The organism is Micromonospora parastrephiae (assembly GCF_016802865.1).
Lineage (GTDB): Bacteria > Actinomycetota > Actinomycetes > Mycobacteriales > Micromonosporaceae > Micromonospora > Micromonospora parastrephiae.
In genome coordinates this window covers 38892-59041 of the sequence record NZ_JAEVHM010000017.1, presented here as the reverse complement: position 1 = coordinate 59041, position 20150 = coordinate 38892, and the positions used below count along the sequence as shown (strand labels likewise).

Below are 20150 nucleotides of genomic sequence, written 5' to 3'. Positions count from 1 at the left end.
GTACGACCAGGGCGGCTACGGCCAGGAGGCCCCGCCGCAGCGCGGCGGCTACGGCCAGGAGGCCCCGCCGCAGCGCGGCGGCTACGGCCAGGAGCCTCCGCAGCCACGCGGCGGCTACGACGAGCCGGGCTACGACCAGGGCGGCTACGGGCAGCAGACCGGCCGCACGCGGCCGGACAGCCCGCCGCCGACCGAGCGGAGCGGCCGACGCCTCGACTGGTTGGACGACTGACCCTCCACAGCGCACGGAAACGGCCACCCGGAGATCCGGGTGGCCGTTTCGCTGTGCCGGACTATTCCGGCGCCGAGGACATCGAAGCCGGGTTGATCCAGGGAAACGGGTGCTCAGGCGGCGGAGAAGACGCCCTGGCGGAGCACCGGTACGACGTTCGACACGCCCACTCGGACGGCGACCTCGACGTCCTCGGCGAAGCCGCCCTCGGTCAACTCTCGACCGGAGACGCTGCCGCGGACCGCGGCGGGCACGTCCGGGGTGCTGGCCAGCGCGGCGAGTGCCATGGCCGCCTCCACGGAGAGCCCGCCGGGCACGCCGGACAGAGCGTCCAGCACGCTGGCCGCGCCCAGCTGGTCCTCCACCGACGGACGCAACGACCCGTCCGGCCACCGCTCCCCCGAGGCGATCACGCCGATCGGAGCGTCCACCGTGCCGTACCCCTGGCGGCGCAGCCAACTCCCGACGGCGCGGGCGTTGCGCAGGCACGCCGCGACCACCGGCAACCCGGTGGCGCTGGCGGCGGCGCTGATGGCCGAGCCGTTCGGTGACGGCAGCACCAGGTCCGCCACCACCGGCGCGGTGCTCAGCGCGGCGGGCGAAAGCGACCACGGATGGTCCGCTGTCGTCCGTCGCCGACCCACCGCGGCCACCGCGCCGACCCGCACCGCGTACTCCGCGGCCTGTTCACCCCAGGGGAACGGGTGCACCCGCATGCCCCGGGCCACCGCCACCTCGACGGCGGTGGTGAACGACAGCACGTCCACCACCACCAGCGCCGCGCAGACCCGGCCGAGTTCGGCCGCTCCGGTCAGTCCCCAGTCGAACCGGGCACCCGAGCCGGGTTGGCCGTAGACGGCAGCCGCCAACGCCTCAGCGCTCGTCAGGCGACGGCTCGGTGACACCGGTGTCAGACTCGGACGACCCGCCGGGCTCGACGGAAATCGGCTGCTCCGACCCGATCGGCTCGACAGCGCCGGTCTCCGGGGAAGGACCCGAAGAAGCGATGGGCTCGGAGAGCACCTCTGCCGGGTCGACCGGCTCGGCCGGAGCGACCGGCAGCGGCACGGCTTCGACCGCACCCGCCACACCGGCGGCCGGCGCGGGCACCTCAACGGCCGCCGCACCCCCGAAGAGTCGCGGCAACGTCTCGGTGTGCGCGGCACGCAGCTCGTCCAGGCCGATCCGGAACTGACCGTGCACCTCCAGCGCACCGCCGGCCGGGTCGGTGACGCCGATCAGCTCGAACGGCACCCCCCGCTCGGCGCAGAGCGCCGCGAACGCCTTGTCGTGACCGCGCGGCACCGACACGAGCGCCCGCGTGGCGGACTCGCTGAACAGGTACACGAACGGCATCGAGCCGCCGGCGAACTGCTCCGGCACCGCGATCCGGGCGCCGACGCCGCGACGCAGGCACGACTCGACCAGGCTCTGGGCGAGGCCACCGTCGGAGAGGTCGTGCGCCGAACTGAGGTGCCCGACCCGGGCGGCCTCGGCCAGCAGGTCGGCCAGTGCCTTCTCCCGGGCGAGGTCGATCTGCGGCGGGATGCCGCCGAGGTGCTCGTGCGCCACCCAGGCCCACTCCGAGCCGGAGAGCTCCACGTTCGTCTCGCCGAGCAGGTACAGCTGGTCGTGGTCGCCACCGGCGCGCGGCACGAAGCCCATCGGCACCCGGTCGGCGACGTCGTCCAGCACGCCCAGCACACCGACCACCGGGGTCGGGTGGATGGCCGCCGCACCGGTCTGGTTGTAGAAGCTGACGTTGCCGCCGGTGACCGGGATGCCCAGCTCCAGGCAGCCGTCCGCGAGGCCGCGCACGGCCTCGGCGAACTGCCACATGACGGTCGGGTCCTCCGGGGAGCCGAAGTTGAGGCAGTTCGTCACGGCGATCGGCTTCGCGCCGGTCACCGCCACGTTCCGGTACGCCTCGGCCAGGGCCAGCTTGGTGCCGTTGTACGGGTCGAGCCGGGCGTACCGGCCGTTGCCGTCCACCGACAGCGCCACGCCGAGCCCGGTCCGCTCGTCGATCCGGATCACGCCGCCGTCCTCCGGCTGGGCGAGCACGGTGTTGCCCAGCACGTAGCGGTCGTACTGCTCGGTGACCCAGGTCTTGTCGGCCAGGTTGGGCGACGCGATCATGCGCAGCACGGTCTCCCGCAGCGCCTCCGGGTCGGCCGGGCGGGGCAGTGTCTCGGCCCGGTCGGCCTGGAGCAGAATCAGGTCGGCCGGCTCACGCATCGGTCGGGCGTACACCGGGCCGTCGTCCACCAGCGAGCCCGGCGGCACGTCGACGACCAGGTGGTCCTGCCAGGTGATCAGCAGTCGACCCGGGCGGCCGTCCGGCTCCGGAGCGGTGACCTCGCCGATCGCGGTGGCGAGCACGCCCCACTTCTCGGCGGTCTTGAGCACCGCGTCGAGCTTGTCCGGCTCGACGACCAGCAGCATCCGCTCCTGGGACTCGCTGGCCAGGATCTCGTGCGGGTCCATCGAGGGCTCACGCAGCGGCACCCGCTCCAACCAGACCCGCATACCGGTGCCGGCCGCGGCGGCGGTCTCGGTGAGCGCGCAGGTCAGCCCGGCGCCGCCGAGGTCCTGGATGCCGACCACAAGCTGGCCGTCGTACAACTCGAGGCACGCCTCGATCAGCAGCTTCTCGGTGAACGGGTCGCCGACCTGCACGGCGGGGCGGCGCTGCTCGCTGCCCTCGTCGAAGGTCGCGCTGGCCAGCACCGACACGCCGCCGATGCCGTCCCGGCCGGTCTTGGCGCCCATCAGCACGACGACGTTGCCGGGGCCGGCGGCGGCCTTGTTCTGCAGCCGGTTGACGGGCAGGACGCCGAGGCAGAGCGCGTTGAGCAGGGGGTTGCCCTGGTAGGAGGGGTCGAAGACCAGCTCACCACCGATGTTGGGCAGGCCGAGGCAGTTGCCGTAGCCGCCCACACCGGCGACGACGCCGGTGAGCACCCGGGCGGTGTCCGGGTGGTCCGCGGCGCCGAAGCGCAGCGGGTCCATCACCGCGATCGGGCGGGCACCCATGGCGAGGATGTCCCGGACGATGCCGCCGACGCCGGTCGCCGCGCCCTGGTACGGCTCGACGAAGCTCGGGTGGTTGTGCGACTCGACCTTGAAGGTCACCGCCAGCTCGTCGGACACCTGCACCACGCCGGCGTTCTCGCCGATGCCGGCGAGCAGCCGGTCGCTCTGCGGGGCCTTCTCGCCGAACTGCCGCAGGTGCACCTTGCTCGACTTGTAGGAGCAGTGCTCGCTCCACATGATCGAGTACATCGCGAGCTCGGACTGGGTGGGCCGGCGGCCGAGGATCTGCCGGATCCGGTCGTACTCGTCGTCGCGGAGCCCCAGCTCGGTGTACGGCTGAAGCTCGCCCGGGGTGCCGTTCGCGCGCGGCACGGTGTCCACGCCGTCGGTCCAGTCGACGGTCGCCGGCTGGACCGGGACGACCGCCGGGGCGGCGGGCTGCGCCGGGAGCGGCGCGGCGGCTGCGCCGGGGCGGAGTACGCCTCCGGTGTGTCCCGTACCGGGTCCGGATGGGTGGTCATGACCTCTCCTCGCTGCGCTCGTGCCCGCCAGACCGGCGGTTGAGCTGACCGGTGATCGTGTCGCCGGTCACCGTTCCGCTCTTCGTTCGCGACTGCGGGGCTCGCGGACCCGGCTCGCTCCTCGCGCTCACCAACGCGCCGTTCGTTCGCGACTGCGGGGCTCGCAGACCCGGCTCGCTCCTCGCGCTCACGCCGGCGTCCCCACCAGGTGCTTGAGGACCGAGGTGAAGAAGCCGAGGCCGTCCAGTGAGGGGCCGGTGAGCGCCTCCACCGCGTGCTCGGGGTGCGGCATGATGCCGACAACGTTGCCGGCGGAGTTGGTGATCGCGGCGATGTCGCGCAGCGACCCGTTGGGGTTGCCCCCGACGTAGCGTGCGACAACCCGGCCCTCGGCTTCGAGCTGGTCCAGCGTCGCGGTGTCGGCGACGTAGCAGCCCTCGCCGTTCTTCACCGGGACGAGCACCTCCTGGCCGGGCTGGAACGTGTTGGTCCACGCCGTGCCGGCCGACTCGATGCGCAGGACCTGGTCCCGGTTGCGGAAGTGCAGGTGCTGGTTGCGGGTGAGCGCGCCGGGCAGCAGGTGCGCCTCGCAGAGGATCTGGAAGCCGTTGCAGATGCCGAGCACCGGCAGGCCACCCTGGGCGGCGTCCACGATCGTCTCCATCACCGGCGCGAACCGGGCGATGGCGCCGCAGCGCAGATAGTCACCGTAGGAGAAACCGCCGGGCAGCACGACCGCGTCCACCCCGTGCAGATCCGGGTCACCGTGCCAGAGCCGGACCGGCTCGGCGCCGGCGATCCGGACGGCCCGGGCCGCGTCCCCGTCGTCGAGCGAGCCAGGGAAGGTGACCACACCGACCCGGGCGTCACGAGCGGGCGTCCGCGGTCTCGTCGGCCTCGACCAGGCGGACGGTGAAGTCCTCGATGACCGGGTTGGCGAGCAGCTTGTCGGCGATTTCCCGGGCCCGGTCCAGGTCCGGTTCACCGGTGAATTCGATCTCGATCCGCCTGCCGATCCGAACCGAGGCGACGTCGCTGACGCCGAGCCGGGGCAGCGCGTTTGCGACGGCCTGGCCCTGCGGATCGAGGATCTCGGGCTTGAGCATGACGTCGACGACGACGCGAGGCACTGGGCACTCCTGACTGTGTACGCAGTTGGGTGCCGACCCACAACGGGCGAGCGCAGCCAGCGTACCTGGCAGATTCCGTCGCGGACGCACCGGCCGGGTGCAGTTCAGACGGTGATCGACATAACCGGTGCCCGAGGTGGGTCGCCAGCCGGGACACGCGGTCTCACCAGGGCATACACGGCGCTCGGGGTAGCCGAATCGTTACATTGGTTAACCTCGATCGAATCCTTGAAAACGCCGGCCGTGGGCCCTAATGTACATCGACGTACCTCGATGTAGAGCGATGGCGGGGACCTCCCGCCGTCGCCGTCCGGCACCCGGCGACCCCGGGCCCGCCCCGTCCAAGGAGTCCACCCGATGCGCATCCGTCCCCTGCTCGCCGTACTCGGCACGGCGCTGGTCGGCGTCCTCGGCGCCACGTCCGGCGCGGTCGCCGCCCCGGCCGGCCCGCAACCCATCATCGGCGGCAACACCGTCTCGTCCGCCCCCTGGGCCGCCGCGGTGCTCAGCAACGGCTCGTTCACCTGCTCCGGCAGCGTGATCGCCCCGCAGTGGGTGCTCACCGCCCGACACTGCATCAGCGGCACCATGTCCGTACGGGTCGGCAGTGTCTACCGCGCCTCGGGTGGCGTCACCCGCACCGTCAGCGCCACCTACACCCGCAACGACCTCGCCCTCATGCGGCTCTCCAGCACCGTCAGCACCTCCGCGGTGAGCCTGGCCAGCAGCAACCCGCCCGTCGGCTCCACCAACTCGATCTACGGCTGGGGCATGACCTGCTACAGCGGCTGCTCCGCGTCCAGCCAGCTCAAGACCGCCACCGTCCAGGTGACCAGCAACAACGCCACCGACGCGTACGGCGGACAGGCGATCCGCAGCACCCGGATCAACGGCAACGCCTGGCGTGGTGACTCCGGTGGGCCGCAGTTCTACAACGGTCAGCAGGTCGGCGTCGCCTCCACCGCCGACGGGTCGAGCATCCAGAACTACGGCAGCGTTGCGTACAACCGAGCCTGGATCACCTCGACGGCCGGTGTCTGACGGTTAGCGCCCGGCGCGGCGTGGATGGCCGGCCGAGTGCCCGCCGTCCGCGCCGCGCCGTTTTGCAGCATCCGATCAGGTGAACAATGCGCACGATCGGGTCGGGCCGCTCCTGACAGCATCGGAATCGTGCTGGTCGTGACGACGGAGCAACTGCCCGGCTACGAGATCCGCCAGATTCTCGGTGAGGTGGTGTCATCGATGGCCAGGACGCGCAACCCGTACCGCGAGGGGGTCAAGAACCTGCGCGGTGGCGCGTACGACCCGATGGCACCGGACAACCTGACCCGGTGGCGTACCGACTCGGTGGCCCGCCTCGGCGAGGAGGCGCTGCGGCTCGGCGCGAACGCGGTGATCGGCATGCGGTTCGACAGCCGGGACTGCGGCGAGATGTGGATGGAGATCTGCGCCTACGGCACGGCGGTGATCGTCGTACCCAAGATGCCCGAGGTCATGCCGGCCGACCAGCCGGTGGTCGCGGCGGAGACCGCGGAGCCCGCGGGCTTCACGGGGTCGCCCGGCGGCATCGCCGAACCGGCCAGCGCCCCCAACCTGAGAACCGCCGCAGAAACCCCCACCGGCGAGTAACCCGCGCCCGCCGCAGTCCGTCGATCATGAAGTTATTGCCCTACACATCGGCGTGTCGGGGCAATAACTTCATGATCAACCGATGGGAACGCGGGGGTCAGAGGATGGGGGGTGGGGAGTAGGTGGCTGCGTCGGGGTGGGCTTCCACCACCCTGGTGATTCGGCTTGTCACCGCTGCCACCTGGGCCTGGGCGGTGCCGACGAAGGCGCTCCGGTCGGCGACGAGGGTGTCGATGTCGGCGCGGGACAGACCGAGCCGCCCGTCCGCCGCCAGCCGGTCGAACAGGTCGTTCTCCGGCGCGCCCTTCTCCCGCATGGCCAGCGCCACCGCGACCGCGTGCTCCTTGATCACCTCGTGCGCGACCTCCCGGCCGACGCCACGCCGGACCGCCGCCACCAGGATCTTGGTGGTGGCCAGGAACGGCAGGAACCGCTCCAGCTCCCGGTTGATCACCGCCGGGTACGCGCCGAACTCGTCGAGCACGGTCAGGAACGTCTGGAACAGCCCGTCGGCGGCGAAGAACGCGTCCGGCAGGGCCACCCGCCGGACCACCGAGCAGGACACGTCCCCCTCGTTCCACTGGTCACCGGCCAGCTCGCCGACCATCGACAGGTAACCCCGGATGATCACCGCGAAGCCGTTCACCCGCTCCGACGAGCGGGTGTTCATCTTGTGCGGCATCGCGCTGGAGCCGACCTGGCCCGGCTTGAAGCCCTCGGTGACCAACTCCTGACCGACCATCAGCCGGATCGTGGTGGCCAGCGACGACGGCGCGGCGGCGACCTGCGCCAACGCGGCCAGCACGTCGAAGTCCAACGACCGCGGGTAGACCTGCCCCACGCTGTCCAGCACCCGCGAGAAGCCCAGGTGCTCGGCGACCCGGCGCTCCAGGTCGGCCACCTTGTCGGCGTCGCCGTCGAAGAGGTCGAGCTGGTCGGCGGACGTGCCGACCGGGCCCTTGATCCCGCGCAGCGGGTAGCGGGCGATCAGCTCCTCCAGCCGCTCGTACGCGATCAGCAGTTCCTCCGCCGCCGACGCGAAGCGCTTGCCCAGCGTGGTGGCCTGCGCCGCCACGTTGTGCGAGCGGCCGGTCATCACCAGCTCGGAGTGCTCGTACGCCAGCCAGGCCAGCCGGGCCAGGGTGGCCACCACCCGGTCCCGGATCAACTCCAGCGAGGCACGCACCTGGAGCTGCTCGACGTTCTCGGTGAGGTCCCGCGAGGTCATCCCCTTGTGCACGTGCTCGAACCCGGCGAGCGCACTGAACTCCTCGATGCGGGCCTTCACGTCGTGCCGGGTCACCCGTTCCCGCTCCGCGATCGAGGCGAGGTCGACCTGGTCGAGCACCCGCTCGTACGCCTCGACCACACCGTCCGGCACCGGTACGCCCAGATCGCGCTGGGCGCGGAGCACGGCGAGCCAGAGCCGCCGCTCCATCCGGACCTTCTCCTCGGGCGACCAGAGGGCGACCAACTCGGGCGAGGCGTACCGGTTGGCGAGCACGTTGGGGATCGTCGTCACGTACCTCATTGTCCCGCACGTGCTGGCCAGCACCCGGACCGGGCCGGGCCGGGCCGTCAAGGGTTGCTCAGCTCGTGGACGGTGACCGTGCCGGCGACCAGCCGCACCGGGGCGAGCCGGGCCAGCTCCGGGGACACGGCGCCCGCCCTGGTGTCCGCGAAGAGCCACCGGACACCGTGGCGCGTGCGGAGCAGCTCCAGGTCGGTCGCATCCGGGGCGGCGAATACCCGCTCGTTGAGCGCGAACAGGTCCTGGTCGGGGAAGCTCTGCCGGGCGTACCCCAGGTTCGCCACACCGTGCGCGGCCACGACCGCGTCGGTGTAGCCCCAGCTCTCCACGACCGCCCGGTGCCCGCCCAGACCGGTCACCCAGAACGCGCGGGCGTCGCAGTGCGGGCTGGTCGGCACCGGCTGGCAGTGCACGTTCGTGGCGATCACGTCGTCGTCGGCGGCATGCCCGTCCAGCCACAACGCCGCGCGCATCTCGTCGGCCGTCAACGCGTACGGCTGCGGCCCGCTCGCCGGCACCGGCTCGCTGAGCACGGAGCGGACGGTCCCGGCCAGGACGAGCGCGACGCTGGCGCCGAGCAGCGCGGCGGTGATGCCGGCCATCGCCACCGGCACCGCCCGCCGACGGCCGTCCGGTGCCGGTACCCGCCGCCGCCACAGCGCGGCCACCACCACGGCGAGGGCCGCGGCCACCACCACGAACAGCGCGTACCCGGCCGCCGAGGCGCCCAGCGCCCGCAGCCACCCCTCGACGCTCGGCGGAACGGGACGGTCGATCGTGGGCACGGCGAGACCCACCACCGTGCCGGCCGCGGCGAGCGCCATCAACGCGCCGACGCCCGCGGTCGCCGTCAGCACCGTCCACGGCACCCGGGCCGCCGCGAGCGACCAGGCGGTCAGCACCACACCGACCGGGATGACACCCATCCAGAAGTAGATCTGGCTGACCGACGGGTGCTGGAACACCCAGGTGGTGGCGGCACCGGCCAGCACCGTGCCGGCGAGCAGCCAGACGGCCGGGTCGGCCCGGCGCTCCCGGTCGGCGAGCAGGGCCATCCCCACCCATCGCGGCGCCTGACCCAGCACCCACCACCCCACCAGGGCGAACGCCAACAGCCACCCGAGAGCACCGCCGTCGTCGATGCCCGGCGGCAGCGGCGCGGCCGGCCAGATCCCGTCACCCCGACCGAGGGTCTCGGCGTACGGGCCGATGAAGTGCAGCAGCGCCAGGGCCTGCACCCGCAGTGTGGAGGCCCCGCCGCCGGCGAACAGTCGGAAACCGAGTGCCATCGCCGCCACCAGGCAGGCCAGCGCCACCAGCGCGGGGCGTGGCACCCGCCGGTCCCGCCACCAGACGACGGCGGCGGTGAGACCCAGGCCGGCGATCAGCGGCGGCAGGGCGCTGGACTTCGCCCCCGCACAGGCCAGCCCGAGCGCAGGGACCAGCGGCCAGGCCGGCCCGAGGTCACGCCCCCGGGCAACGTCGACGCAGAGCCCGGTGAGCAGCAGCAACGGCACCAGCACGTACGTCTGGGACGGGCTGGCGTACGACAGCGGCAGCTCACCCGACGCCCCGACGGGCGAGGCGAGCGTGACCGTGCCCCCGACGAAACCGGCGACGGCGACCACCGGACCGGTCCAGACGGCGCCGCTCAGGTCCCGGACGAGCCCGGCCGCGAGCACCACCGCCGTACCGATCACCGGCACCAGCCAGAGCCGCAGCAGCACCACAGGCGGTGCGCTGCCGGTGATCATGCTCCCGGCGGCCAGGTGGGCGTCGGAGAGGTAGTGGTAGCGCAACTCCTCACCCGCCACGTGCGGCAACTCGAACGGCATCGCCCGGGTCAGCTCCTGCACCAGCCCCAGGTGGTAGAGCAGGTCCTGGTAGTAGTAGCCATCGACCGGCGGCAGCGGGACCAGCCGCCACTGGGTGTAACCCCAGGCCAGCACCAGCAGCAGAGCCGCGCCCATCGCCCAGTGCCACGCGAGGGGAAGCGGCCGGCGCTCGCCGACCCGCCAGTGCCGGCGCAGCCGGGGTACGGCGGCGAAGGCGACGAGCAGCGGCAGCGGCCACCACCGCAGCAGTGACTGCTGGCCGGTCGCCGCGGCCGACGCCCAGGCGACGAGTTCGAGCAGCAGACCGGTGGCCGCGCCGTGGGCGAGGTCCTCCGGCAGGTTGCCCCGGCCGCCGCGCAGCGCGCGGTGCACCAGCGTCCCGGGAAGCACCAGGGCGAAGGTCCAGTAACCGGCGTACCGGGCGAGGTCGGGGACCGGCACGCCGCCGCGCCACCAGAGCAGGAGCAGTGCGGCGACGGCGAGCAGCCAGGGCATCCCGGCGAGTGCCGGCACGAGGATGTTGCGACGTGACGCCGACGTCGGTGTGTCGACCCGCTCGGCGAGCAGGGTGTCAGCCATGGACGCCGACGGCTGGTGTGCGTGACCCGTCACCGGTTCGGTCGGGCGCGTTCGTCGCGGTGCCACCCACGCCGTCGTGGGAGTCGAACCCCACGTGGAAGGCGGGCCTGTTCTGCAGGGTGGCGTAGATCCGGCCGACGTAGTCGCCGAGCAGGCCGAGGCAGACCAACTGCACGCCGCTGAGCAGCAGCACCGCGACGAACATCGACGTCCAGCCGGGGATCGTGGCGCCGGATACGTGCACGACCATGCCGAACGCGATCAGCACGAGGCAGAGCAGGAAGCTGCACATCCCCAGCCAGGTGGCCAGTCGCAGCGGCGCCGCGGAGAAGCTCGCCGTGCTCTCCCAGGCGAGGGCGACCATCCGACGCAGCGGGTACTTCGTCTCCCCGGCGGCCCGCGCCGCGCGGACGTAGCGCACCTCGGCGCTGGGAAAGCCGAGCGACGGCACCAGCAGCCGGTAGACCGGGGCGCGTTCGGGCAGCCGCCGCAGCACCTCGATCACGTCCCGGCTGAGCAGCCGGAAATCGCCGGCCTGGGCGGGCAGCTCACCGCCGACGAGCCGGCGCATCAGCCAGTAGTAGACCCGGGCGGTGTTGCGCTTGAAGGCAGTGTCGGTGCTGCGGTCGGCGCGGACGCCGTAGACCACGTCCACATCGTCCTCGCGGGCCACCCGGAGCATCTCGGCGATGACCTCCGGCGGGTCCTGGAGATCGGCGTCGAGGCTCACCACCCACCGGCCGGCGGCCCGCTGCAGCCCGGCGGTCAACGCCGCCTGGTGGCCGCTGTTGCGCCGCAGGCGGATCACGCGCAGCTGCGGCCAGTCCCGACCGTGGTCGGAGAGCACCGACACGGTGTCGTCCCGGCTGCCGTCGTCGACGGCCACCACCTCGTAGTCGACGGCGAGCGCGTCGAGCACCGACCGCAGCCGGGTGACCAGAGCCGGATGACGGCAGTCTCGTTGAACATCGGGATGACCACCGACAGGGTGGGCGACTCCATGGTGTTACGGCCCCGTTCCGCACGCAGGAGTAATCACGTTCAGCAGCGATCACCATCGCGTGGTCAGCCCTCCACCAGCGGGCCGACTTCTGAACGGAGCGTTAACGCCGGTTGGCGGGTGCCCCGGTAAGGGACGATCGGCGCGCTCAGCGCTCCAGGATCGCCGTGACGCCCTGGCCACCGGCGGCGCAGATGGAGATCAGGCCGCGTCCGCCACCCTTCTCGGCCAGCAGTTTGGCCAGCGTCGCCACGATCCGCCCGCCGGTGGCGGCGAACGGATGCCCGGCGGCCAGCGACGAGCCGTTGACGTTGAGCCGGTCGGTGTCGATCGCGCCCAGCGGGGTGTCCAGGCCGAGCCGGTCCTTGCAGAACTCCGGCGACTCCCAGGCGGCCAGGGTGGCCAGCACCTGCGAGGCGAACGCCTCGTGGATCTCGTAGTAGTCGAAGTCCTGCAGCGTCAGCCCGGCACGGGCCAGCATCCGGGGCACCGCGTACGCGGGGGCCATCAGCAGCCCTTCGTCGCCGTGCACGAAGTCCACCGCCGCCGTCTCCGACCAGCTGAACCAGGCCAGCACGGGCAGGTTGTGCGCCGCCGCCCACTCCTCGCTGGCCAGCAGGACGGTGGAGGCTCCGTCGGTGAGCGGCGACGAGTTGCCGGCCGTCATGGTGGCCTGCTCGGCGTCCGGGCCGCGGGTGCCGAAGACCGGCCGGAGCGAGCCGAGCTTCTCCAGGCTGGTGTCCGGGCGGAGGTTCTGATCGCGGGTGAGCCCCAGGTAGGGCGTCATCAGGTCGTCGAAGAAGCCCCGGTCGTACGCGGCGGCGAGCCGCTGGTGCGAACGCAACGCCAGCTCGTCCTGGGAGCGCCGGTCGATCTGCCAGCGCAGCGCGGTGCGGGCGGCGTGGTCACCCATGGAGAGGCCGGTACGCGGCTCGGCGTTGCGCGGGATCTCCGGCTTGAACGGCTGGAGCGGGCGCAGCTTCGCGGCGATCTTCAGCCGCTCGCCGAGCGTGCGGGCGGAGTTGAGCTTGACCAACGTGCGCCGCATCTCCTCGTTGACCGCGAGGGGCGCGTCCGAGGTGGTGTCGACACCGCCGGCGATGCCCACGTCGAGCTGGCCGAGAGCGATCTTGTTGGCGACGAGGATCGCCGCCTCCAGGCCGGTGCCGCAAGCCTGTTGGATGTCGTATGCCGGGGTGTGCGGGTCGAGGCGGGACCCGAGGACGACCTCGCGGGTGAGGTTGAAGTCGCGGGAGTGCTTCAGCACCGCGCCGGCCACCACCTCGCCGACCCGCTGTCCGGCCAGCCCGTACCGGGCGATCAGACCGTCCAGCGCCGCGCCGAGCAGGTCCGCGTTGGACGCGTCCGCGTAGCGGGAGTTGGAACGGGCGAAGGGGATGCGGTTGCCCCCGATGACCGCGACCCGCCGGATGCTCTGCACGATCCGCCTCCTCCGAGATGTGTTGCTCGAACCCTACTCGCCAGTAGGCTACGCCCATGACCGACAGGTACGCGAGCTTCGTCCAATCGGCCGCCGGCCGCGCGCTGGTCAAGCGCCTCGGGCTGCCCGACCCGCCCCGACTGCGCCGACATCACCCCGGCGACCCCCTGCTGGCCGGGCCGGCCCTGCTCGGCTCGGCCACCGGCGGCCGGCTCGCCGAACCGGTCGCCGAGATCCTGACCGCCGCCGGGGTCGAGCTGGCCGACCCGGCCGCCGACGCCGCCGCCGACACCCCCCAGCGGTACGGCGCACTGCTCTTCGACGCCACCGGGATCACCGACTCGACCGTGCTGCGCCAGCTCTACGACTTCTTCCACCCGCAGGCCCGGGCCGTGCTGCCCAGCGGCCGGGTGATCGTGCTGGGCACACCTCCGGGCGAGTGCGCGACGCCCCGCGAGGCGACCGCCCAGCGCGCCCTGGAGGGGCTGGTGCGCAGCATCGGCAAGGAGTTCGGCCGGGGCATCACCGCGCAGCTCGTCTACGTGACCCGCGCCGAGAGCGCCACCCGCACGAGCCTGGAATCGACCCTCCGGTTCCTCCTGTCCGGACGGTCCGCGTACGTCTCGGGGCAGGTCATCCGGGTCGGTGCCGGCGCGGCCAGTGCCCCGACCGACTGGGACCGCCCACTGGACGGGCAGGTCGTGCTGGTCACCGGCGCCGCCCGGGGGATCGGCGCGGCGCTGGCGAAGGTGCTCGCCCGCGACGGCGCGCAGGTGGTGGCGCTGGACGTCCCGGCGGCCGGGGATGCGCTCGCCGCCGTGGCGAACGAGATCGGCGGCACCGCCGTGCAGCTCGACCTGACCGCACCGGACGCGCCGACCCGGCTCGCCGACCACCTGGCGAGCCGGCACGGCCGGGTCGACGTGGTGGTGCACAACGCCGGCATCACCCGGGACAAGACGCTCGGCCGGATGGACGCCGACCGGTGGGACCAGGTCATCGACGTCAACCTGTCCAGCCAGGAGCGGATCAACGACGTGCTGCTGGAGCGGGAGTTGATCCCGGCGGGCGGCCGGATCGTCGCGGTCTCCTCGATCGCCGGGATCGCCGGCAACCGGGGGCAGACCAACTACGCCACCAGCAAGGCCGGCGTGATCGGGCTGGTCGACTCGCTGGCCCCGGTCCTGCGCGAGCGGGACATCAGCGTCAACGCGGTGGCCCCCGGCTTCATCGAGACCCGGCTCACCGCACGCATCCCGCTGGTGGTCCGCGAGGCCGGGCGGCGAATGAACAGCCTCGCCCAGGGCGGACTGCCGGTGGACGTGGCCGAGACGATCGGTTGGCTGGCCTGGCCGGCCAGCGGCGCGGTCAGCGGCAACGTGGTCCGGGTCTGCGGCCAGAGTCTGCTGGGGGCGTGATGGCAAGGAGAAGAAAGCCGGCGGAGGGCCCGGACGACCTGTCGGTCCACGAGCTGACCGACGGCCCCACCGAGATCCTGTCGCGGGAGATCCTGGACGCGATCCACAGGCCGGAACCCTCGGGGCAGGACCTGAGCCTTGAGCAGACGCACGACCTCTCCGGCGGCGGTCCGGCCGGGCGCACCGAAACCGGTGCCCGGGAGCGGGTCGCGCTGCCCCGGATGCCGGCGGCCGGGGCGCTCTACCGGCGGGCCGTGCTCGGTGCGCTGCCGGGCCTCGGCGGTGGGCGGCGGGGGCCGGGCCTGCCGGCGGTCGAGGTGGCCGTGGGCGGGGTGACCGTCGACCGGGCGCATCTGGCCGACTACGACCGGGTCTGCGGATTCCGGCTCACCGATCGACTGCCGGCCACGTTCCCGCACGTCATGGGTTTCCCGCTGTCCCTGCGACTGATGACCATGCCGGGGTTTCCCATCCCGCTGACCGGTGTCGTGCACATCGGCAACCGGATCACCGTGCACCGCCCGATCACCGCCGACGAGACTCTCGACCTCACGACGTACGCGGAGAACCTGCGCCCGCACGACCGGGGGCGGCAGGTGGACGTGGTCCTGGTCGGCTCGGTCGCCGGGGAGGAGGTCTGGCGCGGCGTCTCGACGTACCTGGGTCGGGAGCGTAAGCCCAGCGGCGGCGAGGCGCGCGATCGGGGCGGACGCCCGGAGGCGCCGGACGCCACGGCTCGCTGGCGGGTGGAACCCCGCGTCGGCACGCGGTACGCGCGAGTTTCCGGGGACCACAACCCGATACACACGTCCCTGCTCGGGGCGCGGCTGTTCGGCTTCCGCCGGCCGATCGCGCACGGCATGTGGAGCAAGGCGCGCTGCCTGGCCGCGCTGGAGTCCCGGCTGCCGGACGCCTACACCGTCGAGGTCGCCTTCAAGGTGCCCGTGCCGCTACCGAGCACGGTGAGCTTCGCCCTTCTGCCGGACGGCGGCTTCGCCCTGCACGACTCGCGCGGCCGACCGCACCTGGCGGGTCTCGTGCGCTGACGCGCCCCTGCCAATCCGGATTCGGGCTTGGCAGGGGCGTTCGCGTGCGCTAGGTTCTTCTCACAACGAGATGTTCTCAGAATGAGAGAGACATGGTTGACGAGCAGGACTTCCTGAAGGCGTACGACCCACGGGCCTACCCGTCGGTCGCCGTGACCGTCGACGTGGTGGCACTGACCATCCGCGACGACGCGCTGCACCTCCTGCTGATCCGCCGTGGCCAGGCGCCGTTCGAGGGGCACTGGGCGCTGCCCGGCGGCTTCGTCCGCCCCGACGAGGACCTGATCGCCGGCGCCCGACGGGAGCTGGCCGAGGAGACCGGGCTCGGCGGCGAAGGGCTGCGCCGCGTACACCTGGAGCAGTTGGGCAGTTACGGCGCGCCCGGCCGCGACCCGCGGATGCGCGTCGTCTCGATCGCCCACCTCGCGTTCGCCCCCGACCTGCCGGACCCGGCCGCCGGCACCGACGCCGACGAGGCGATCTGGCTTCCGGTGACCGCGTTGACCAGCCGGCAGCTCGCCTTCGACCACGGCCGGATCATCGACGACGCGCTGGAACGGGCCCGGTCCAAACTGGAGTACACCCCGCTCGCCACGCGCTTCCTCGCCGCCGAGTTCACGATCAGCGAGCTGCGAGCCGTCTACGAGACGGTCTGGGGTCACCCGCTGCACGCGGGCAACTTCCACCGCAAGGTGCTCTCCGTGCCGGGCTTCGTGGAGAGCACGGGCGCCAGCACCGAGCGCGGTGCGCCCGGGGCGGCCCCCGCGCCCGGCTCTACCGGGCCGGCGACGCCCGGCTGCTGCACCCGGCGCTGCTGCGGCCGGCCCGCGAGGAGACGGTGCGGTGAGGACGACGGCTGCCATCCGCCTGGTCACGGCGGCCCGCACCGACGCCGACCTGTTCGGCACGGACCAGCCGGCCCGGCGCTACCGCGAGCTGGTCGCGGCCCTGCACCCCGACCGCCTGCCGGCCGACCCGGCGGTACGCGCCGAAGCCCTCGACGCGTTCATCCACGTCACCACCCGGTGGCAGGCCCGACAGGTCACCGTCCTCGGCGACTACCGACTCGGCGTGCCGGTCCACTCCGGTGACCTGGCCGACCTCTACGACGTCGGCGACGACCGGCTGCTCAAGCTCCCCCGGCGGCCCACCGACAACGACCTGATGGCCCGCGAGGCGTACGCGCTGTGCACCATCGCCGAGCGTGGCGACCCGCGCTACCTGCCGTACGTGCCCCGACTCGTCGACGAGTTCCGGCACTCGGACGCCGCGACCGGCGCCGAACGGCGGATCAACGTGCTCGCCACCGCGCCCGGCCTGCACGACCTCGACGAGGTGCGGCGCGCGTACCCCGACGGGTTGGACGCCCGGGACGTTGCCTGGATGTGGCGGCGGCTGCTGGTGGTGCTCGGTCTGGCCCACCGAGCGGGAATCGTGCACGGCGCCGTCCTGCCGCGACACGTGCTGATCGAGCCGGACGCCCACGGCGTGGTGCTGGTCGACTGGTGCTTCTCCGCACCCGTGGGAACCACTGTCCCAGCGCTGGTGCCCGGCCAGGAGGACTGGTATCCGCCCGAGGTCTTCCAGAAGCTGCCCTGCGGGCCGGGCACCGACATCGCGATGGCCAGCCGCTGCATGACCTCGCTGATGAACCGTCAGGCGCCCCGCGAGCTGCTCGACTTCGCCGACGGCTGCCGGCAGCGACCCCTGGTCGCCCGGCCCGACGACGCCTGGCGCCTGCTCCGCGAACTCGACCAGGTGCTGGACCGGCTGTACGGGCCACGCACCTTCCGCCCCTTCGCCCTCACCCCATAAGGAGCTGTCATGGGCAGTGGAATCTGGTCCACCGACGTGTACGACGCCGCCGACCGCTACCGGCGCTCCACCGGCCGCAGCGCTTTCTCCTACAGCGACAGTGGAGCCCGCACCGTGCACCCCGCGCTCGACCCCCGGGGCGCGACCCGTGAGAGCCGGGACTCCGCCGAACACCCCCGGTCGACGCCCATCGCGGTGCTCTTCGACGTGACCGGCTCGATGGGCAAGGTACCGCGCGTCCTGCAGACCAAGCTGCCGCAGCTGCTCGGGCTGCTGCAACGGCAGGGCTACGCCAGCGATCCGCAGATCATGTTCGGCGCGATCGGGGACGCCACCTGCGACCGGGTGCCGTTGCAGGTGAGCCAGTTCGAGTCGGACAACCGGATGGACGACGACCTCGGCCGGATCGTGCTGGAGGGCGGTGGCGGCGGGCAGATGACCGAGTCGTACGAGCTGGCCATGTACTTCATGGCCCGGCACACCGTCACCGACAGTTGGGAGAAGCGCGGCCGGCGCGGCTACCTGTTCATCATCGGCGACGAGCTGGCGTACCCGCGGGCGAAGGCCCGTGAGGTGGCCGGCCTGATCGGTGACGACCTGGCCGAGGACGTGCCGCTGCGGCAGGTCGTCGACGAGGTGAGCCGCCGCTGGGACACCTACTACCTGCTTCCCGCCGGCAGTCACTACGCCGGCAACGCCAAGGTGCTCGACTTCTGGCGGGACCTGCTCGGGCAGAACACCGTCGTGCTCGACGACCTCGACGCGGTCTGCGAGACCATCGCGCTCACCATCGGCCTCGGTGAACAGGCCATCGACCTGGACGAGGGCCTTCGCCACCTGGACCGCTCCGGGTCCGGCGCCACCGGCACCGTGTCCAAGGCTCTGGCCCGTCTCGGGCGGGGCCGGCGGGCCGAAGTGTCGACACTGCCGGCGTTCCGCGACACCGGTGGTGGGGTGACCAGGCTGTGAGGCACGTGGCGGTGGTCGACCTCGGTTACGGCGACGCGGGCAAGGGCACGGTGGTGGACTGGCTCTGCGCCACCCGCCCCGTGCACACCGTGGTCCGCTTCAACGGGGGCGCGCAGGCGGCGCACAACGTCGTGCTGCGCGACGGGCGGCACCACACGTTCGCGCAGTTCGGCGCCGGAACCTTCCATCCCGGGGTCCGTACGCACCTGTCGCGGCACGTGGTGGTGGACCCGCTGGCGCTGGCCGCCGAGGCCGACCATCTCGCCACGGTCGGGGTGCCCGACGCGCTCGACCGGCTGACCGTCGACGGGGACGCGCTGCTCGCCACCCCGTACCACCGGGCCGCCAACCAGGCCCGGGAGATCGCCCGGGGAGCCGACCGGCACGGCTCCTGCGGGCTGGGGGTGGGCGAGGCCGTCGCGTACGGTCTCGCCCACCCCGACGAGGCACCCCGGGTCGCCGACTGCCACCGTCCGGCGCTGCTGCGTCGCAGGCTGACCGCCCTGCGGGACCGGCTGACCGCCGAACTCGGCCCACTGGACGCACCGCCGGTCGAGGACTGCCTGCCCGCCTTCACCGGGTTCGCCGGGCGGGTCGCGATCGTCGACGAGACCTGGCTCGCCGGGGCGCTGCGCGCCGGAACCTGTGTCTTCGAGGGCGCACAGGGCGTACTGCTCGACGAGTGGCACGGCTTCCACCCGTACACGACGTGGAGCACCACCACGTTCGCCAACGCCGACAGTCTGCTCGCCGAGGCGGGCCGGTCCGGCGACGTGACCCGGATCGGGGTGCTCCGCGTGGTCACCACCCGGCACGGGCACGGCCCGTTGGTGACCGAGGACCCGAGCCTGCCGTTCACCGACCACCACAACGCCACGAACCCGTGGCAGGGCCGGTTCCGGTTCGGCCACTTCGACGCGGTCGCCCACCGGTACGCCCTCGCCGCGGCGGGCGGCGTCGACGGCCTGGCGCTGACCCACCTCGACCTCGCCGGCCCCGGCCTGCGGATCTGCCGCCGCTACGACACGACCGACCGGCTCACCCCGGGCCCGCCCGGCGACCTGGACCGGCAGGCCGCGCTCACCGCCCGGCTGCTGCGCTCCCGCCCGCTGTACGACGACCCGCCGCCCGACTGGGCGGAGGCGGTACGCGCCGAGCTGAACACGCCGGTGGTGCTGACCTCGCACGGCCCCACCGCCGACGACAAGGCCACGCACGGCCCGCTGCTCGCCGCACCGGCCCTGGCCTACCCGGTCTGAGGCCCTGGTCGAACGCGGGTGATCCGCCGACTCGGCCACCGGGCGGGTCGCACCCGGCGAGCATGAGTGCATGGACTCCGTGCTCGACCTGCTCCGACAGCTGGTCACCTCGCCATGGGTGTATCTGCTGATCTTCGGGCTCACGGCGGTCGACGCGTTCTTCCCGGCCGTACCCGGCGAGGCGGCCGTCATCACCGCCGCCGTGCTCTCCACCGGCGGCAACCCCAACCTGGCGGCGGTGATCGTCGCCGCCGCGTTGGGCGCCTGCGCCGGCGACCACATCTCGTACGCCATCGGGCGCGGCGGCGGCGCGAACCGGCTCGCCCGGTTTCCCGACAACAGCCGCCGGCGGGCCAGCTCGGAGTGGGCCCGACGCGCGCTGGACCGGCGCGGCGGGCTGATCCTGACCACCTCCCGGTACCTGCCGGGCGGCCGGACCGCGGTCACCCTCACCATGGGCGCGGTGCGTTATCCACGCCGGTCGTTCCTGCTGTACGACGCGATCGCGACGGTCAGCTGGGCCCTGTACTGCGGTCTGCTCGGCTACTTCGGTGGGCTGGCCTTCGAGCGCCACCCCGTGAGGGGAATCCTCGCCGGGATCGGCCTCTCGGTGATCGTCACGCTGGGCATCGAGGGCGTCCGTTGGCTGCGCCGCCGGGCACACCGCCACGCCGCCGCCCGCCACTGACCGGGCTCGATCGGCCTGCCA

At 72.8% G+C, this 20150-nt stretch carries 15 protein-coding genes and 3 pseudogenes; 10 read left to right on the top strand and 8 right to left on the bottom strand.

All coding sequences use genetic code 11. The features are described 5' to 3' along the window. Positions 1 to 232: pseudogene (locus JNW91_RS06395) on the top strand (hypothetical protein); the annotation flags it as partial. 113 nt (positions 233 to 345) lie between these two features. Here the strand turns inward: JNW91_RS06395 and JNW91_RS06390 are convergent. The 4 genes and pseudogenes from JNW91_RS06390 to purS all read right to left on the bottom strand — a co-directional run bounded on the left by JNW91_RS06390 (position 346) and on the right by purS (position 4919). Beyond that, positions 346 to 1101, bottom strand: coding sequence for a 2-phosphosulfolactate phosphatase (locus JNW91_RS06390; protein ID WP_203173993.1), 756 nt, complete (start codon positions 1099 to 1101; stop codon positions 346 to 348). A gap of 4 nt (positions 1102 to 1105) precedes the next feature. After that, positions 1106 to 3789: pseudogene (gene purL / locus JNW91_RS06385) on the bottom strand (phosphoribosylformylglycinamidine synthase subunit PurL). Positions 3790 to 3976: 187 nt separating this feature from the next. Further along, the gene (gene purQ / locus JNW91_RS06380) at positions 3977 to 4642 is read right to left on the bottom strand and encodes a phosphoribosylformylglycinamidine synthase subunit PurQ (protein WP_203173987.1); all 666 of its coding nucleotides are present in this window, start codon (positions 4640 to 4642) and stop codon (positions 3977 to 3979) included. 13 nt (positions 4643 to 4655) lie between these two features. Next, on the bottom strand, positions 4656 to 4919 hold the full coding sequence (gene purS / locus JNW91_RS06375) for a phosphoribosylformylglycinamidine synthase subunit PurS (protein WP_030332194.1): 264 nt from the start codon (positions 4917 to 4919) through the stop codon (positions 4656 to 4658). A gap of 357 nt (positions 4920 to 5276) precedes the next feature. On the opposite strand from purS, the gene JNW91_RS06370 reads away from it, so the two are divergent. Beyond that, positions 5277 to 5960: a S1 family peptidase gene (locus tag JNW91_RS06370; RefSeq protein WP_203173986.1), complete on the top strand. Its 684-nt coding sequence runs from the start codon at positions 5277 to 5279 to the stop codon at positions 5958 to 5960. A gap of 24 nt (positions 5961 to 5984) precedes the next feature. Further along, on the top strand, positions 5985 to 6548 hold the full coding sequence (locus JNW91_RS06365; RefSeq protein WP_203173985.1) for a YbjQ family protein: 564 nt from the start codon (positions 5985 to 5987) through the stop codon (positions 6546 to 6548). Positions 6549 to 6645: 97 nt separating this feature from the next. Here the strand turns inward: JNW91_RS06365 and purB are convergent, their stop codons facing one another. From purB to JNW91_RS06345, 4 genes are all read right to left on the bottom strand, one after another. Next, positions 6646 to 8070, bottom strand: a complete 1425-nt coding sequence (gene purB, locus JNW91_RS06360; RefSeq protein ID WP_203173984.1) for an adenylosuccinate lyase — start codon at positions 8068 to 8070, stop codon at positions 6646 to 6648. Positions 8071 to 8126: 56 nt separating this feature from the next. After that, positions 8127 to 10493, bottom strand: a complete 2367-nt coding sequence (locus JNW91_RS06355) for a hypothetical protein (protein ID WP_203173983.1) — start codon at positions 10491 to 10493, stop codon at positions 8127 to 8129. Then, the gene (locus JNW91_RS06350; RefSeq protein ID WP_309244258.1) at positions 10486 to 11412 is read right to left on the bottom strand and encodes a glycosyltransferase family 2 protein; all 927 of its coding nucleotides are present in this window, start codon (positions 11410 to 11412) and stop codon (positions 10486 to 10488) included. Before JNW91_RS06350 ends, JNW91_RS06355 begins: the two co-directional genes overlap by 8 nt. Before the next feature lie 229 nt (positions 11413 to 11641). Beyond that, positions 11642 to 12934 (bottom strand): acetyl-CoA C-acetyltransferase, encoded by a 1293-nt coding sequence (locus JNW91_RS06345; RefSeq protein WP_203173982.1) that lies wholly within the window; start codon positions 12932 to 12934, stop codon positions 11642 to 11644. A gap of 56 nt (positions 12935 to 12990) precedes the next feature. Between JNW91_RS06345 and JNW91_RS06340 the strand changes: the two genes are divergently transcribed. The 7 genes and pseudogenes from JNW91_RS06340 to JNW91_RS06310 all read left to right on the top strand — a co-directional run bounded on the left by JNW91_RS06340 (position 12991) and on the right by JNW91_RS06310 (position 20129). Continuing rightward, positions 12991 to 14352, top strand: coding sequence for a 3-oxoacyl-ACP reductase (locus JNW91_RS06340; protein WP_203173981.1), 1362 nt, complete (start codon positions 12991 to 12993; stop codon positions 14350 to 14352). 221 nt (positions 14353 to 14573) lie between these two features. Next, positions 14574 to 15398 (top strand): MaoC family dehydratase, encoded by an 825-nt coding sequence (locus JNW91_RS06335; protein ID WP_203173992.1) that lies wholly within the window; start codon positions 14574 to 14576, stop codon positions 15396 to 15398. A 92-nt stretch (positions 15399 to 15490) separates the two neighbouring features. Beyond that, positions 15491 to 16245, top strand: a pseudogene (locus JNW91_RS06330) (NUDIX hydrolase). Continuing rightward, positions 16242 to 17213 carry a protein kinase family protein gene (locus tag JNW91_RS06325; RefSeq protein ID WP_203173980.1) on the top strand — a complete coding sequence of 324 codons (972 nt, stop codon included), beginning with the start codon at positions 16242 to 16244 and terminating at the stop codon, positions 17211 to 17213. Before JNW91_RS06330 ends, JNW91_RS06325 begins: the two are co-directional and overlap by 4 nt. A 9-nt stretch (positions 17214 to 17222) precedes the next feature. Continuing rightward, a complete protein-coding gene (locus JNW91_RS06320; protein ID WP_203173979.1) occupies positions 17223 to 18182 on the top strand; it encodes a hypothetical protein in 960 nt (319 codons plus the stop codon). After that, a complete protein-coding gene (locus JNW91_RS06315; protein ID WP_203173978.1) occupies positions 18179 to 19441 on the top strand; it encodes an adenylosuccinate synthetase in 1263 nt (420 codons plus the stop codon). The genes JNW91_RS06320 and JNW91_RS06315 overlap by 4 nt, the downstream gene beginning before the upstream one ends. A gap of 70 nt (positions 19442 to 19511) precedes the next feature. Continuing rightward, positions 19512 to 20129: a DedA family protein gene (locus JNW91_RS06310; RefSeq protein WP_203173977.1), complete on the top strand. Its 618-nt coding sequence runs from the start codon at positions 19512 to 19514 to the stop codon at positions 20127 to 20129. Positions 20130 to 20150 lie beyond the last annotated feature (21 nt).